Consider the following 16310-nt stretch of genomic DNA (forward strand, 5'->3'; position numbering starts at 1 on the left):
GTTTCCAGAGGAGGGCGTCCGTTGAACGGCGCCTGGGAACCGGTGGCCGCAGGATGCTGGCCTGCAAGGAGGAACTCAATGAATTGTTTGGCCGATCTCAGGATGTTTTCCGAAATCGCTCGGTCGCAAAGTATGGCGAGTGCCGCTAGCCGCCTTGGCATGGCCCCGGCGACGATCAGCGGACGTTTAAAGGCGCTTGAAGACCACTACGGCGTGGCGCTCGTTCGACGCACGACGCGCTCGTTCCTTCTAACGGAGGAGGGTAAGTTGCTCTTGGAGCGCGCTCAGCCGGTACTATCGGGATTCGCAGAATTGGAGCGTGATATGGGCGGGCGGCGTAACGCTATTGCGGGCGGCTTAATTCTGTCTTGCGCAACCGACATTGGTCGAAGTCACGTGCTTTCGCTTGTGCAAGCATTCGCTCGGGCGCATCCCAACGTGGATTTCTCTGTTCGGTTCGACCCGCCCGCCGCCCTGCATGAAAACCATTTCGACGTGGCGTTGCGGGCCGGGTCCCTGAAAGATTCCGGCCTTACGGTCCGCAAGCTTTTCGATATGGCAACGGTCAGCGCCGCGGCCCCGTCCTATCTTGCGGAGCGCGGATGCCCGGGCACCCCCGAGGCCCTATCGGCCCACGAGTGTCTTCGCCTGGAGGGTTCGTCGATATTTGGCGACGTCTGGACGTTTGACGGTGGGGGTGTTGGGCATTTGCCGGTCGACGGCCGATTTCGCGCAAGCGACCCGGAAACACTAAAAACCTTCGCGTTGCAAGGTCTCGGTATCTTCCGCCTGGCGCGGGCGGACATTGACCCGGAACTTCGTTCCGGTCAGCTGCACGCTGTTTTGGAGGCATTCGAGCCCGCCCCCATGCCAGTCTCTTTGATCAGCGACCCGCGTCGGCGGCTTCCGGCGCGCACGGCGGCATTTATCGATTTCGCACTGCGTCATTTCGCAAAGGGTCAGGGATCGCAATCTCTGGGCTGGCGACAGAACGCTGCATGATCGTGTAAAATTTTTTTTCTTGCAAAACATACGAAAAAAAATTAGTTCTATCGGCCAGGACATGTTCCATGGCCGGGAGGGCGACGACGGCCATCCGGCCAACGGGAAACGTGTGTAGCGCCTGGAGGGGCGGCACACGGGAGCTAACACGCTACGCATGTCACGGGAGGTATTGACGATGGATTACGGTCTGGCAGGCAAGCACGTATTGGTGACGGGCGGTGCTACGGGCATCGGTCTCGCAGTTGCCGCGGCTTTCATTGCCGAGGGTGCGAAGGCGACAATCACCGGTCTCTCGCAGGCAGATGTGAGCGCAGCTGTCGCGCAGCTTGGGCCGGGCACTCGCGGTATCGCTTGCGACCTCACCGCAGCTGGCGAAGACAAGCGCCTTGCCGAGTTCGCCCGGGCGGAGGCGCCTATCGATTTCCTTATCAATTCGGTGGGCATATTCGAAGTACGTCCGTTCTTCGAAACGCGTGATGAGGATTGGTTTCGCTTTTTCGACGTCAATGTCATGACCGGCGTACGCATGTCGCGCCTCGTTCTCAAGGATATGCTGGAGCGTGGCGAAGGGTCGATTGTTTTCATTAGCAGCGAGAGCGCGGTGAAGCCACAGGCGTGGATGCCACACTATGGAGCGATGAAGGCCTGTCTGCTCGGTGTTTCACGCGCGCTCTCGGAGTTGACACGCGGCACCAGGGTGCGGGTGAACACCATCCTCCCAGGGCCGACCGACACGACCGCCGTGCGCCGCTATCACGAGGAAATCGCCCGCGATGAGGGTATTACTCGTGCAGAGGTCGTCGCCGCCTATTTCGACAAAACGGAGCCCACATCGCTCATCCGTCGAATGATTGCACCTGAAGAGGTTGCGGCAAGCGTCGTTCATCTCGCCGCATCTCCCGCTCTCAACGGCATGGCGATGCGGGCCGAGGGCGGGACGATCCGCGCAATTCTCTGATTTCGAACCGGAAACGACTATGGCTGACCTTCAAATCGAAAACCTCGCGAAAACCTTCAAAGGCGGCTTCACCGCGCTAAACGGGATCACGCTGGACGTCGCGGACCGTGAAGCGGTTTTTCTGCTCGGGCCCTCAGGCGCGGGGAAGACCACGACCCTGCGGCTCGTCGCGGGTCTCGAGGAAGCGACCGCCGGCCGCATTATGATCGGCGGCCGTGATGTGACCCGCTGGACACCGCGTGAGCGCAACCTAGCGATGGTCTACGACAAGCACTCGCTCTTTCCGCATCTGACAGTTTTCGAGAACCTTGCCTATCCCTTGCGAATTCGCAAAATGGCCGAGTCCGCGATCGTCCGCCACATTTCCGGCGTCGCCGAGACGCTGCAGATCGAAAAATTGCTGGAACGCCGCCCCAACGAATTGTCGGGCGGCCAGCAGCAGCGTGTGGCAATTGGCCGGGCGCTGGTGCGCGATGCCGACGTTTTTCTTTTGGACGAGCCCATATCTCATCTCGACGCGCAGCTGCGGGCTCGCATGCGGGTCGAATTCAAGCGATTGCAGCGCGATTTCCGCGCGACAATGCTTTATGTCTCGCATGACCAGCTCGAGGCCATGACCATGGCGGATCGCATCGTGCTGATCAACAAGGGCCGGATCGAGCAGATCGCAGCGCCGCAAACGCTCTTCGATCTGCCCGATACACTCTTTGCGGCAACCTTCATCGGCGAGCCGCCAATGAACGTCATTCCTGCAACGATCTCGGATGATTCAGGGTACTATCGTCTGCGGGTTGGAGACGCTTGGATCGAGGTCGACCGCAACTGGATGGCCGAAGGCGATCCCCTACGCGCGGGCAGTGAATACCTTATCGGTTTCCGGCCCCAGCATCTCTCTCTATGTGAGCCAGAGACAGACCATCACTGCAAAGTCAACGGCAAACTCTTCGCTGTTGAGACCCTCGGATCACGTGTTGTTTTCGACATCGATACGGCTGGCCACGTCATCAGGGCCATGACTTCCGTCGACGCCGCCCAGGGCCATCCAAGCACGATCGGCGCCCCCGTGTCGTTCAAGATCGATCCGAACTTCATCTACCTTTTCGATAAGACGACCGGGCGCACAGTGCGCCAGGCGCGCTTCACGCAGAGGCAGAAAGCGCCGGCACATGCCTGAGGCGGCGTGACGGCGAAGCGCATGCAACATCAAAATCAGGAGGAGAGAATGAGAGTGATGAAATTGACCGTCGCTATGGCGGCGGGTCTTGCCCTCTGGCTGCAGACCCTGCCGGCCGAAGCGCAAACCGAAGCGCAGAAAGCCCTCGCGGGCAAGACTGTGCATTTCCTTGCCCCGTCGATGCCGCAATTTGCGGCATTGGAAAAATTCATTCCCGAGTTCGAGCAGAAATACGGGATCAAAGTGGTGATCGACGAAATTCCGTTCGAGAACTATCGTCAGAAGTCCCTCGTCGAAATGCAGCAAGGGACAGGAACTTACGATATTTTTGCAGTTGACGTCATGTGGTTGGCTGAATACGCGGCCGCCGGCTTCCTTGAGCCGTTGATGTCTTATGTCAAGAACCCGGACCTGACAGACGCCGACTACGACATCGACGACTTCTTGCCGCGTGTAATAAGCGGTACCGGAGTCTTTAACGACACGCTCTACACGATACCGATTGGCGCCGGCCCGGTTGGCACGACTTTCCGTGCGGATGTCGCCGAGAAGGCTGGCTTCAAACTTCCGGAGCGTTTCTCGCCGGAATTCAACACGCAGTACATGTTCGACGCAGCCAAAAAGGTTCACAAGCCCGAAAGTAACATGATCGGCTTCGCAAACATCCCCGGCCGCTGGTTCTGGGGGGTGACTTATCTTCCTTACCTTTACGCTTTCCAGACGCCGCAGACCAAGGGCGACGAATATGTCGATAAGGACTGGAAGGTTACGATCAACAACGAGCGAACCGTCGCATCGATCGACTACTTCGTCAGTCTGAAGCAGTTCATGCCGGCGGATAGTGCGAACTGGGGCATCGGCGAAGCGACGGCGGTTTACCAGGGGGGTAACGCCTTTGGCACCTGGAACTACCAAGACTTCATCAAGGGGTTCTTCGAGGACTCTCAGACCCAAGCGAAAGTCGCTGGAAAGAACGTGCATTTGCATACGCCAGCGGGTCCGAACGGTGTAATCGATCCTTGGTTCGGCGCATGGTCACTGGGTCTTTCCAAAGATTCCCAGAACAAGGAAGCAACTTGGACCTTCATCCAGTGGCTGACCTCCAAAGACGTGCAGGAGCGAGCTACCCAGTACGGTGCAGGTCCATCGCGCCACTCGACTTACAAGAGCGAGACGCTCGCCAAGTATCAGCCGTGGTGGCCGGGCGTATACGACTTCATGCTGAAGGAAACCAATCCAGACGAACGCATTCGCGTGCCGGAATGGGCGGAAATGTCCGACGTCATGGGCGAAGAAGGCAACCGCGTCTGGATCGGCGAGATCGACAGCAAGACCGCAGCCGCCAATATGGAAAAGCGGATGACAGAAGCGATGCGCAAGGGTGGCTACTACATCCCCGGTCGCTCCGACCTGCCGAAACAACTGTGGCGTGATCTCAGCTACTACGACCGCATGCCGTCAAAGTGGAATTAACGAACTGACGCGTAGTCCGGCCGAGTGTCGGACACGCACGCCGACACGTCCTCCTTCCTGGGACGTGTCGGTTCCCTCAATCGCAACTCAAAGGGACTGAGACAATGTCGATCTCGGAAAACACCACAACAGCTGCGCCCATCACCTTCGGGGAGCGGAGTTTCCTTTCCGGTTTCGGCCCTTCGAACCGGAAGGTCTTTCCATGGGTGCTCATGGCACCGACGCTGATCATACTGTTCGCCATCGGCATTTTCCCATTCCTCTATTCACTTTACATCGCCGGGCACAACTTCATCCTGTCGAAACCGTATATTCCGCGTTTCTTCGTTGGCCTTTATCAATACCAGGCAGTCGTACAGGATCCGGAATTCTGGCATGCGCTGCGAAAGACGTTGATCTTTACAGTCGAGGCGGTCTTCATCCAATTCTGGCTCGGGCTAGGCCTTGCGCTCCTGTTCCAGCGTCAGTTGCGCGGGATCGCACTGATGCGTGTCTTCATCCTAATTCCGATGATCCTGCCACCCCTCGTCGCGGCTTTGATCTGGCGGTACATGTTTTATCCGGGCGCTGGCTTGGTCACCTACTACGTTGGGGGCATCACACGAGCGCTCGGCCTGGGCGAAATTCCCTTTCTCTCAAATCCAACAATCGCTTTTCAGACGCTGGTCTTCGTCGACGTCTGGGAATGGACGCCCTTCATGTTTCTAATGCTGTCGGCGGGCCTCGCGTCTATTCCGCGTCAGCCCTACGAAGCTGCCGAAATCGACGGCGCCGGCTCGTGGCGCGTCTTTTGGACGATCACGATGCCCTTGTTGCGACCAGCGATATTGATCGCGGTGATTATTCGCACCATGGACGCCTTCCGAACTTACGAGTTGATCGTGATCATGACGCGAGGCGGTCCAGGCAACGCGACCACCACGCTCAACGTCTTTCTTACCAAAACGGGGTTGGAATTCTTCGATGCCTCCAAGGCAGCCGCTCTCTCGCTGATCATGATGATGATCATCGTCGTCATGAGCTTCGTGTTCATCCGCGTCTTCCGCTCGAAGACCGAAGTGGCCGAATAAGGAGGGCCAGATGAGAAAATTGTCTTATTCTATTGAGTCTCCGGCGGTGCCACCTCGCCAGCGGAACTGGTGGGTCTACCTGCTTCTAGCGGTCGTCTGTGCTCTCAACGTCCTTCCCTACCTTTGGGTCGTGCTCACAGGATTCATGGATGGGGCCAGCGCCTCAGCCCCAACGCCGCAATGGCTGTTTACACCGTCGCTGGAAGCTTTCCAGTTTCTGATAGTCGACAAGGGAATCCTGAAGAACTTCTTCAACAGCGTCATCGTTTCGTTCTCGTCTACCTTCTTGTCAGTCACGATCGGAATGTTCTGCGCATATGCGCTGGCGCGTTACGAGTTCGTAGGTCGTGACGACGTATCCTTCTGGGTTCTGACCAACCGCATGATGCCGCCCGTCGCCGTCCTGATACCGATCTTCGTGATCTTTCAGACAGTCGGGCTGCTCGACAGTTTGATCGGCCTCATCATCCTCTATACCGCGATGCAGTTGCCATTCGTGGTTTGGATGCTCACCGGCTATTTCCGAGACATCCCGCGCAGGTACGAAGAATCGGCGATGGTCGACGGCGACACGTGGTTTGCCGCCTTCCGCAAGGTGACACTGCCGGTGATGATGCCTTCAATCACAGCGACGGCGATCTTCGTCATGATCCTCTCCTGGAACGAATTCGCCTTCGCCACCTTCCTGACGAGCAACAATGCCAAGACCATGCCTCCTGCGGTAATGGCATACTCCATTGGAGCAGATATCCGCTGGAACGTACTCGGCGCCGCCGTGGTGCTGATTACCGCGCCTATCATCCTTTTCGTGCTGCTTTTGCAACGCCAATTCATCAGTGGCCTGTCACAAGGGGTGGTACGCAAATGATTTTCTCCAACAACTGCACGAACCAGGAAATGGAAAATCGCCATGGCTGAAATTCAGATCGACAGCCTGATAAAGCAATTCGGCGCGTTTCGCGCAGTGACGGACGTCAACATCAAGGTCAAGGACGGTGAATTCGTCTTCCTTCTTGGTCCGTCCGGGTGTGGAAAGACGACGACGCTGCGGATGATCGCGGGTTTGGAAATGCCGAGCAGCGGCCGAATCGCGATCGGCGAGCGCAACGTCACTTTTCTCCGACCCAGACATCGCAATGTCGGCATGGTGTTCCAGGACTACGGTCTTTACCGGCACCTGACGGTTTTCGGAAACATCGCCTATCCCCTGGAAGTCAGGCGGTTCGGGCGTAAAGAAATTGATGCCAAGGTCAAAGCCGTGGCGCACACGATGCAAATTACCGATGTTCTCCAACGGAAGCCGGATCAGCTCTCGGCAGGTCAATTGCAACGTGTCGCGATCGCCCGCATGCTGGTGCGCGACGCCGACGTCTTTTTGATGGACGAGCCGATGTCACATCTTGATGCACAATTACGCGGGCAGATGCGCGCCGAGTTGCGTCACATTCAAAAGAGCGTCGGGGTAACGACGATTTTCGTCACTCATGACCAACTCGAGGCCATGACCATGGCGGATCGTATCATCGTCATGAAGAATGGCGAGATGCTGCAGTTCGCTACGCCGCGCGAAATTTTCGAGCGGCCGGCGACCGAGTTCGTCGCAACTTTTGTCGGCGAGCCGCAAATGAATGTTTTCGATGTGACTTTGGTCAACGAGAACGGTTCGATCATCGCCAAAACGCGTGATTTCAATATTCCGCTCCAGCAGGATTGGGTGCGGCGCTGGGGATTGGAAAAAAGGCTCGACTCGCCCTTGCGGCTGGGCGTCCGCCCGGAAAACATCAGCGTCAGTGAAAAGGCCGACGCGGCTTGCGCCATCCCGGCCGAACTCTTCTCATTCGAGCCGACGGGGGCGGAAAACCTATACGTGCTCCAATGTGGTGACGTTACGATTACCACTCGCTCGTCCACTACCGAGACTGCCGGGCTCTCCAAGCAAGACGGCAGTCGCCTCTACGCGGGGTTCGACCCGAATTGGATCTATCTTTTCGAACCCGGCTCGGGGCGGACGATTGCTCAGGCGCTGGCGAGCCGGCCCGATACGACGGAGAACTGAGATGAAGTCCCCATTCGTGCTGTTCATAATCATGGCCCTGTTGCTTGGATCGTGCTCGGTCATTGCTGGCGGCGTTTCCCACTGGCCCGCTTCGCTCGTCGCCGTTGTCGTCATCATCGCGATGAAGCTGTGGAACGACCGGGTAAAAATCCTCGCCTGGCCGATGGAGTTTCTGCTCGCCGCCGGCGTTACGATGATCGTCATCAATCTCGCTCGGCTCTATATGTTGCCGATGGCCTACTGAGAGGGACAGAGTGCCGTGACCAACCAAGCTCTCTCAGTTTCCGGGCTGACGGTTTCTTTCGGCGCGAAGCGTGCCGTCAAGGGCGCGACATTCTCCGTACGGCGCGGTGAGATCACGGGGTTTCTCGGACCGAACGGCGCGGGCAAAACGACGGTGATGGGCGCCATCATGGGACTGGTGAAGCAAGACGCCGGAACGATCGAGCTTTTGGGCCAGCGCGACGGCAGCAGACTTGCGGCAACGCGATTGCGCGTCGGCTTTCTGCAGGAGAAGCCACGGGTCTATCCGGAGATGAGCGCGCGCGCTTACCTCCGCTTCTTTGCCGATCTCTATGGCGTGCCCGACGCTGGCAAGCGCGTCGAGGAGACGTTGGAGCGTGTCGGTCTGACTTCCGCCGCCATGCGACCGCTGGGCACCTTCTCACGGGGAATGCAACAGCGTGCCTGTCTCGCTCGGGTGATGCTCCATCGCCCGGAGTTCCTGATGCTCGACGAGCCCACGCTCGGTCTCGATCCGCGTGGCGTGGCCGATATGCGCACAGTCTTTCGCGAGATGAAGGCGCAAGGTGTCACGCTGCTCTTCTCGTCGCATCAACTGGCGGAGATGGAGCGCGTCTGCGATAGCGTCGTCTTCATGCGTGGCGGTGAGGTGATCGCTTCTGGTAGTCCGCAAGACATCGTTCCGCAGCGATTAGGTAGAAATGTGTTCGAAGCGGAATTGTTCGAGCCCGCAAGTATCGCCCTTTCAGCGATACAGGCCAGCGAACGGTTCGCCGAGTTGAGAGCGGTCGGCGAAAATCGTTTGAAGTTTGCCCTTGTCGGCGTACCGGCCGATCGGCGCGCTGCACGAGCGGACGCTGCCAGGGCGCTGACGGCCTTTGGGCTGACGGTCCTGTCGCTCACCGACGAGGCGCCGTCGCTGGAAGACGTGTTTATCAGCCTGACGCGCGAGGATGCCCCACGGCACCCACCGTTGGACACAATATGAAGGAGTAAGTTCAATGGACCTTGGATATAGAAATCGGCGCTGCCTCGTAACGGCATCGACGGGAGGGCTCGGATTTGCCATCGCACGTGCGATGGCCGGGGAGGGAGCTACGGTCGTCGTCAACGGGCGTGGCCGCGAAACCGTCGACAAAGCGATCGCACGCATTCGCGCCGAGTTTCCGGACGCTCAACTGGAAGGTGCTGTCGGCAATTCCGGGACCCGGGAGGGCTGCGAAACGCTAATCGAGAATTGCCCGGACGTAGACGTGCTCGTCGCCAATCTCGGCATCTACGAGGCTGTTGACATTTACAAGGCTGGAGACGATCGCTGGTACGAGCTGATCGAGGTCAATGTCATGAGTGGCGTGCGTTTGGCTCGGCATTATTTGCCGAAAATGCTCGCCCGTGATAGCGGGCGAGTGATCTTTATGGCGAGCGAATCCGGTATCAATCCCGCCCCCGAAATGCCTGCCTACAGTGCCACAAAGACGATGCAGCTTTCGCTCGCTCGCAACCTTGCCGAAACGACCAAAGGAACCAATGTCACCGTAAATTCAGTATTGCCGGGGCCCTGCAGCACCGAAGGGGTCGCGGCACTGATCGCCGGCCTGTATCCAGATTTGCCGAAGGAGGAGGCGGAGCGCAGGTTCGTCTCCGATAATAGGCCGACGTCGCTGATCCAGCGGCTCTCGAAGCCACAAGAAGTGGCCGATTTCGTCACGTTTCTAGGATCCGTTCGTACGGGTATCGTCAACGGTGCGGCCCTTCGTATCGATGGCGGTCTGATCCGAACTGTCATGTGACCGGACCTATGATGGAACACGTTCCCCCCGTTTTCATCGGCATTTCCCTCGATCCCCCGGGTCGAATTCGGCGCACTATCTTGCTTGCGCGTCGAGAGGTAATGTCGAAATTCAGTTCTCTTTGGTTCTGGATGGTGGCGAGCCTTCTGGGGCTAATGGCGTATAGCTACGGCGGCGGCTTTCAGCAGACGTTTCAGACGGAATCGGTCGTCGTCACGGCCGATCCGCTCTTGGGCCTGAACACGACGATTGTCGGGTTTCTCGGACTCGTTCTGGGACTACGCCTGGCTTGTGGGATCAGTTGGGAACGTGAACATGGAACGTTAGAAGTTTTGCGCGCGGGCCCTGTCTCGTGGCTGGATCTACTCGTAGCGAAATTCCTTGCAGAAGTCGCTGTTCTAGGGGCTCTTGGCGCAATCTACGTGGCCTACCTGTTGATTGCGCAACCGCTTGGCGACGCGATGATCGGACCGGAAATTTTGCTACCGGTTCTGGGAAATATGGCGTTCGTGTTGCCGGTGATGGCGACGGGTTTAGTCGTTTCGGTTTTGGCCGGTACCGTTCGCATGGCGGTGGTCATGTATCTGTCAGTTCTTTGCGGTCTCTGCCTTTATGAGGCGGTTTTCGGTCTCTTGCGAGCGATGACCGTCGACGAGATGAGCCTCTTCGCGCTTTATTTGCGGGCTGCGTTGGAGGCTGCGGCTCCATTTGTGAGACCCTTGTCGCCGGTCTCGGGGATCGCTTTGCTCGTGGATAATGCGATGCATCAGGACGTTCCTGCGATCGGACAATCGATGTCGTCGCTCGGGCTTACACTCCTTCTTTTCGCTGCGGCCTGGCTAATTGCTCGCATAAAAGGAGCACGCGCGTGAGAAACATTTCGTACCTCTGTGTCCTGGCGCTTCTCGTTGCAGTGCCATCGCGGGCTATGGAGCCGGAAAGGCGCGATGCGGTCGTGGTCGCCGGGCGGGTGTGGGATGGATTTGCGTTCAAGGACATGTTCCTGCCATCGCAGATGTCGACCTTGCATTTGATGGGCGGCAGCGACAGCGCCATCACCTTCGTCGAGACGCGGGAATATTACTGGCCGCTGTCTCGGCAGGTCTACGTCGATTTCGATGGCAAGCGAGATGAACTGGGCGGCGAATTGCGTATCACCCGTAACGGACGCCTCGTCGCAACCGTCTTGCCGGCGTCGTACGCCACCGTCTTTCCGAAAGGCGCTGTGAACGGTGATGCGAGGCTCCTTTGGGGCGACGATGCTGCGGCCGCTTTCGATACCTACGAGGAAGAGGAACGCAGCTTCGCCCGCCGTTACGAAGAAGCGTCCAAACGACGGGGTGACTACGAACGAAAATTGGTTCAAACAGGCGCTGCGAGGATGCAGGGGCAAACGGCTCCGGTAATCCAGCCGCCGGAGCCGCTTCCCGAACCAAATCTGAGATTGGTGACCAAGCCTGTTCCGGCCTATCGTATTGCGCTCGGCCCGGGCGAATACGATATGATGCTCTATGAAGCCGGGAAGCCGGTCGTCGACACGGCTCGCCACTTGCAAGTTCTTGATCTCTCACAACGCGCGACACTCGTCGGCGAGGTTGTTCCGGAAGAACGTTGGACCAGACCGATTCCGTCGAATACAGACAGCCAGCGCATTTTCGTGCGCCCAGGGTCAACCTTCTATCTGACGCTGTTCGATGCCGATCGTTTCGACGAGAGCGAATACATTCCTGTTGTCTCTCCGCAGAGCGATGCGGTGGTCGGACGCCAGACTTTCGTGCGTCGCAAGCCTTCCGAGGTAACCGCAGTCGAGACGCGTTTTGGACCGGACGAACGCGAAGTTGCTCTCTCCAGACTCAAGGTGGAACAGACCAGCGGGGCCGGTTTCGGCTATCGTGTGCGGGCGGTGCGCAATGCCGAAAAAGAAGACATTACAGCCTTTGCGATCACGGTGCCGCCTGTCGGACAACACGCGCGCGGCCACGTAACCTCGGGAGTGGATGGCGATCGGACTTTCAACCGGGAGATCGTAGTCGTACAGCCGCGTCGCGACGGGCTCGCCCTAGGGTTGGCGCTCCTACCTTTCTTAGGCTGGCTCGGTTTTAGAATTACACGACGCCAAGGATCGCGAAGCGTCGACTGAACTACGATACCCTTTGGTGGTGTAGCGTCAAGATTGGCTCGTCGAGCCGCTAGTGAAAGGACGATCATGAAATTTGGAGCGTTAAAAGAACGCGCGGAAAATGAAGCGCGCGTGGCGATGACGCCTGAGTCTGCGCGGGCTATACAGAAGTTGGGGTACGAGTGTTTCATCGAAACAGGGGCTGGACTGGCATCGGGGATTTCTGACGAGGCGTACCGTTCTGCGGGAGCGACCGTACTAGCCAGTGCAGATGCGGTATTCCAGGCTGCTGACGTCATTGGCAAAGTACGACCACCCGAGATCGACGAGGTGAGCCAGCTGTCTCAAGGCAAGACACTGATCTCATTCATATACCCGGCGCAGAACAGGGAACTTCTGGATGCTGCGAGTGCATCCGGCGCGAATGTCGTGGCAATGGATATGGTGCCGCGGATATCTCGCGCCCAGAAAATGGATGCCCTTTCGTCGATGGCAAACATCGCCGGGTATCGGGCTGTGATCGAGGCGAGCAACAATTTCGGGCGCTTCTTCACCGGTCAGGTTACTGCAGCCGGCAAGGTGCCGCCCGCCAAGGTTTTGATAGTTGGTGCCGGTGTCGCGGGGCTGGCGGCTATCGGCACGGCGACTTCGCTCGGTGCCATCACCTTCGCTTTCGATGTGCGCCCGGAAGTGGCCGAACAGATCGAATCCATGGGTGCGCAATTCGTCTATCTCGATTTTGCCGAGCAGCAGGATGGCGCTACGACAGGTGGCTATGCGGCACCGTCCTCTCCCGAGTTCCGCGAGAAGCAACTTCAGAAATTCCGTGAGCTGGCGCCTGACATGGATATCGTCATCACGACGGCCCTGATCCCCGGTCGTGACGCGCCGAAACTTTGGCTCGCCGACATGGTGGCGAGGATGAAACCCGGATCGGTTGTGGTCGACTTGGCCGCAGAGCGCGGTGGAAATTGCGAACTGACTATACCCGACCGGCGCATCGTGTCCGACAATGATGTCATCGTTATTGGATATACTGACTTCCCGAGCCGAATGGCCGCACAGTCTTCCATACTCTATTCTAACAACATTCGACACATGCTCGCAGACCTGACACCCGGCAAGGACGGAAAGGTCGTTCATAACATGGATGACGACGTCATCCGTGGAGCGACTGTGACCAAAGATGGCGACATCACCTATCCGCCCCCCCCGCCGAAGGTACAGGCAATCGCCGTCCAGAAGCCGAGAGAAAAGGTCAAAGAACCAACGCTTGAGGAAAAGAAGGCGCGGGATGCCGCCACCTTCAAAGCACAGACCCGCAACCAGGGCTTCCTTCTTTTGATCGGCACGGCACTTCTTCTCCTGGTCGGCGTCTACGCACCGAGCAGCTTCATGAGCCATCTCGTTGTGTTTGCTCTATCATGCTTCGTCGGGTTTCAGGTTATCTGGAACGTCTCCCACTCTCTGCATACGCCCCTTATGGCGGTGACCAACGCAGTCTCCGGGATCGTCATACTCGGCGCTCTGCTGCAGATCGGTTCCGCACATTGGCTGGTAGAGACGCTGGCTGCATTTTCACTATTGGTCGCGACGATCAACATCGTCGGGGGCTTCTTTGTGACGCGACGCATGCTCGCAATGTTTCAGAAATCCTGATCGGGTAGGGGTTCATTACAATGACTATCGGTATTGTTTCCGCGGCTTACATTTCCGCGGCGGTTCTCTTTATCCTCTCGCTCGGTGGTCTCTCCGGTCAGGAAAGCGCCAAGCGCGCCGTTTGGTACGGCATTGTTGGTATGGCGCTCGCCGTCATCGCCACGATTTTCGGTCCGGGCGTAGGAAGTTGGTTTGTTGTCACGCTTACGATAGGAGGCGGTGCCGTTCTCGGATCCTATGTCGCCGGTCGAGTGCAGATGACCGAGATGCCGCAGCTAGTCGCAGCACTACACTCCTTCGTCGGTCTCGCTGCTGTCTTCATCGGCTTCAACACTCATATCGAAGCTTGGCGCGTCGGCGGCATGGACGAGGGTATGCGCGCGGCACTCGATGGATTCGCCGGCATTGTGGCCCACAAGACGCCGATCGAGCTCGGCATCATGAAAGTAGAGGTCTTCCTTGGAGTTTTCATTGGGGCCGTCACGTTCACGGGGTCGATCGTGGCATTCGGCAAGCTTGCCGGAAGGGTCGATGGCAAGGCAAAGAAGCTGCCCGGTGGACATTACCTAAATGCTGCTGCAGCTATCCTTTCCCTTATCATGCTACTGATGTATGCGAACGGCGGCGAGACTTGGACGCTGATCGTCATGACAGCTCTCGCCCTGTTCATCGGCTACCATCTCATAATGGGTATCGGTGGCGCGGACATGCCGGTGGTGGTATCCATGCTCAATAGCTATTCGGGCTGGGCCGCTGCCGCAATCGGCTTTACGCTCGGCAACGATCTCTTGATCGTTACCGGTGCTCTGGTCGGTTCTTCGGGCGCCATTCTGTCCTATATCATGTGCAAGGCGATGAACCGTTCCTTCGTCTCGGTCATCCTCGGTGGTTTCGGAACTACCACAGGTCCGACGATGGAAATTGTTGGCGAGCAAGTGGCGATCGATGCCGAAGGTGTCGCCTCGGCGCTTAACGAAGCGGAATCAATCGTTATCGTCCCGGGCTATGGCATGGCGGTTGCGCAGGCGCAGCAGGCAGTCTCGGAACTGACGCGGCGTCTGCGCGCCGAAGGCAAGGACGTCCGCTTCGCTATCCACCCGGTTGCGGGGCGTCTGCCGGGGCACATGAACGTGCTGTTGGCAGAAGCCAAGGTGCCATATGACATTGTGCTGGAAATGGACGAAATCAATGAGGATTTCCCCAAGACAGATGTTGTGATTGTCATTGGCTCTAACGACATCGTCAACCCTGCCGCCCAGGACGACCCAAATTCACCGATTGCAGGAATGCCGGTGCTAGAAGTGTGGAAGGCCAAACAGGTCTTTGTCTCTAAGCGTGGACAGGGAACTGGATATTCCGGCATCGAGAACTCGTTGTTCTTCAAGGAGAACACCCGCATGTTTTATGGCGATGCCAAAGTCTCCCTGGAAAAACTTGTCGGGTTTTGGTGAAGCCGGTTGGATCTAGCCATGGCGACAGAGGGAAGTAGAACATGACGCCACGCCTGTCAGTCAACCTCAACGTGGTCGCGCTCCTGCGAAACAGGCGCAATTTGCCGTGGCCGGACTTGCTGCATTTTGGACGCATAGCGCTACGCGCAGGCGCTTGCGGCCTTACCGTCCACCCGAGACCCGATGAGCGCCATGTACGATTTTCCGACCTTGAACCGCTACGCGATCTTGTTCGGGACGAATTTCCGCACGCGGAGTTTAATATCGAGGGCTATCCAAGCCGGATGTTCCTGGACGCTTGTTTGCATCTAAATCCGACACAGGTCACGCTTGTACCGGACGATCCCTCACAGGAAACCTCCGATCATGGATGGGATCTCCGAGCCAAGGCGAAGTTGCTAACGCCCGCCATCCGCCTGTTATCCGCACAGAACATCCGTGTCTCTCTATTCGTCGACGCAGAAAGTGAAGACGAAACGGCACTACGGGCCGCCGACATGGGAGCGCACCGTCTTGAGCTATTTACCGGGCCATATGCGTCCTGCCATGACCATCCGGCGGAAGCTGTCAGATATCTCCGAGCACTGCAGGAAGCGGGGCGGACGGCTGTCAAAGCGGGCCTAAAAATAAACGCCGGTCATGATCTCAACCGTAAGAACCTGCCGGCCCTCCTTCGACGCCTTCCTTTTCTGTCGGAGGTCTCGATTGGTCACGCGTTGATGGCGGATGCATTGGAATTCGGCCTCGGCGAGACTGTTAGACTCTACAACAGAGTGCTTGAAGCTTCGGAGCACACGTAGTCCACGTAGAGGATGCATCCACCGGGTGTTGCCGAAGGCTGTGGAGAAACTAATGCCAGTCAATGTGCCGGCCTTACGGGCGTTTCACGCTGTGGCTACCGGAGGTGGGTTCTCAGCGGGCGCGCAGTTACTCGGGCGGACGCAATCGACAGTGACAATTATGATCGACCGGCTTGAAAAGCAGTACGGCGTCGAATTGATAGTACGTCGCCGGGGCAAATTCGTAGGGCTAACGTCGGCTGGAGAGAGCGTGATGCGCAGCGCGAGCCAGATGTTCCAGCACGAGAATGATATTGAACTTGCGCTGCGCAATTCGTCCGGTTGCGTAAGTGGGAGGCTGTGTCTGGGCTCTACTGCGCCGCGTGCGATGATCCGGATCGTGACTCGTTTGCGGGAGACTTTTCCAGCATTGGAAATCTCGATCTCCCAGGCAAATTCAGCGCGTGTCGTCGGAGATTTGCTTGACTGTCGAACTGACCTCGGTATTGCGGGTGGATACGTGAACGAGGCCG

At 57.9% G+C, this 16310-nt stretch carries 15 protein-coding genes; all 15 read left to right on the forward strand.

Annotation, left to right across the window (positions count from 1 at the left end; translation table 11 throughout):
- Nucleotides 1-21: 21 nt before the first annotated feature.
- The 15 genes from AF71_RS16605 to AF71_RS16675 all read left to right on the forward strand — a co-directional run bounded on the left by AF71_RS16605 (nt 22) and on the right by AF71_RS16675 (nt 15798).
- Nucleotides 22-1002: a substrate binding domain-containing protein gene (locus AF71_RS16605; protein ID WP_246733703.1), complete on the forward strand. Its 981-nt coding sequence runs from the start codon at nt 22-24 to the stop codon at nt 1000-1002.
- Nucleotides 1003-1180: 178 nt separating this feature from the next.
- Nucleotides 1181-1963, forward strand: a complete 783-nt coding sequence (locus tag AF71_RS16610; RefSeq protein WP_029792456.1) for an SDR family oxidoreductase — start codon at nt 1181-1183, stop codon at nt 1961-1963.
- Between the two features lie 19 nt (nt 1964-1982).
- Nucleotides 1983-3137: an ABC transporter ATP-binding protein gene (locus AF71_RS16615; protein WP_029792455.1), complete on the forward strand. Its 1155-nt coding sequence runs from the start codon at nt 1983-1985 to the stop codon at nt 3135-3137.
- A gap of 48 nt (nt 3138-3185) precedes the next feature.
- Nucleotides 3186-4610, forward strand: a complete 1425-nt coding sequence (locus AF71_RS16620) for an extracellular solute-binding protein (RefSeq protein WP_025661359.1) — start codon at nt 3186-3188, stop codon at nt 4608-4610.
- A 104-nt stretch (nt 4611-4714) separates the two neighbouring features.
- The gene (locus AF71_RS16625) at nt 4715-5680 is read left to right on the forward strand and encodes a sugar ABC transporter permease (protein ID WP_029792453.1); all 966 of its coding nucleotides are present in this window, start codon (nt 4715-4717) and stop codon (nt 5678-5680) included.
- A 10-nt stretch (nt 5681-5690) separates the two neighbouring features.
- The gene (locus AF71_RS16630; protein ID WP_025661361.1) at nt 5691-6548 is read left to right on the forward strand and encodes a carbohydrate ABC transporter permease; all 858 of its coding nucleotides are present in this window, start codon (nt 5691-5693) and stop codon (nt 6546-6548) included.
- A gap of 42 nt (nt 6549-6590) precedes the next feature.
- The gene (locus AF71_RS16635; RefSeq protein WP_025661362.1) at nt 6591-7736 is read left to right on the forward strand and encodes an ABC transporter ATP-binding protein; all 1146 of its coding nucleotides are present in this window, start codon (nt 6591-6593) and stop codon (nt 7734-7736) included.
- A gap of 1 nt (nt 7737) precedes the next feature.
- Entirely contained in the window at nt 7738-7980 is a 243-nt protein-coding gene (locus tag AF71_RS16640; RefSeq protein ID WP_025661363.1) for a hypothetical protein, read from the forward strand.
- Between the two features lie 15 nt (nt 7981-7995).
- On the forward strand, nt 7996-8967 hold the full coding sequence (locus AF71_RS16645) for an ABC transporter ATP-binding protein (protein ID WP_025661364.1): 972 nt from the start codon (nt 7996-7998) through the stop codon (nt 8965-8967).
- Nucleotides 8968-8980: 13 nt separating this feature from the next.
- Nucleotides 8981-9769, forward strand: coding sequence for an SDR family oxidoreductase (locus AF71_RS16650; RefSeq protein ID WP_025661365.1), 789 nt, complete (start codon nt 8981-8983; stop codon nt 9767-9769).
- A gap of 8 nt (nt 9770-9777) precedes the next feature.
- Entirely contained in the window at nt 9778-10641 is an 864-nt protein-coding gene (locus AF71_RS16655; protein WP_025661366.1) for an ABC transporter permease subunit, read from the forward strand.
- The gene (locus AF71_RS16660; protein ID WP_169682195.1) at nt 10638-11909 is read left to right on the forward strand and encodes a hypothetical protein; all 1272 of its coding nucleotides are present in this window, start codon (nt 10638-10640) and stop codon (nt 11907-11909) included. Before AF71_RS16655 ends, AF71_RS16660 begins: the two co-directional genes overlap by 4 nt.
- A gap of 66 nt (nt 11910-11975) precedes the next feature.
- Entirely contained in the window at nt 11976-13547 is a 1572-nt protein-coding gene (locus tag AF71_RS16665; protein ID WP_169682196.1) for a Re/Si-specific NAD(P)(+) transhydrogenase subunit alpha, read from the forward strand.
- 20 nt (nt 13548-13567) lie between these two features.
- Nucleotides 13568-14998: an NAD(P)(+) transhydrogenase (Re/Si-specific) subunit beta gene (locus AF71_RS16670; protein ID WP_029792448.1), complete on the forward strand. Its 1431-nt coding sequence runs from the start codon at nt 13568-13570 to the stop codon at nt 14996-14998.
- 41 nt (nt 14999-15039) lie between these two features.
- Nucleotides 15040-15798, forward strand: a complete 759-nt coding sequence (locus tag AF71_RS16675; RefSeq protein WP_029792447.1) for a pyridoxine 5'-phosphate synthase — start codon at nt 15040-15042, stop codon at nt 15796-15798.
- Nucleotides 15799-16310 lie beyond the last annotated feature (512 nt).

The sequence above is a fragment of the Rhizobium sp. 57MFTsu3.2 genome, from assembly GCF_012932765.1.
In the GTDB taxonomy this organism is placed as follows: domain Bacteria; phylum Pseudomonadota; class Alphaproteobacteria; order Rhizobiales; family Rhizobiaceae; genus Rhizobium; species Rhizobium altiplani.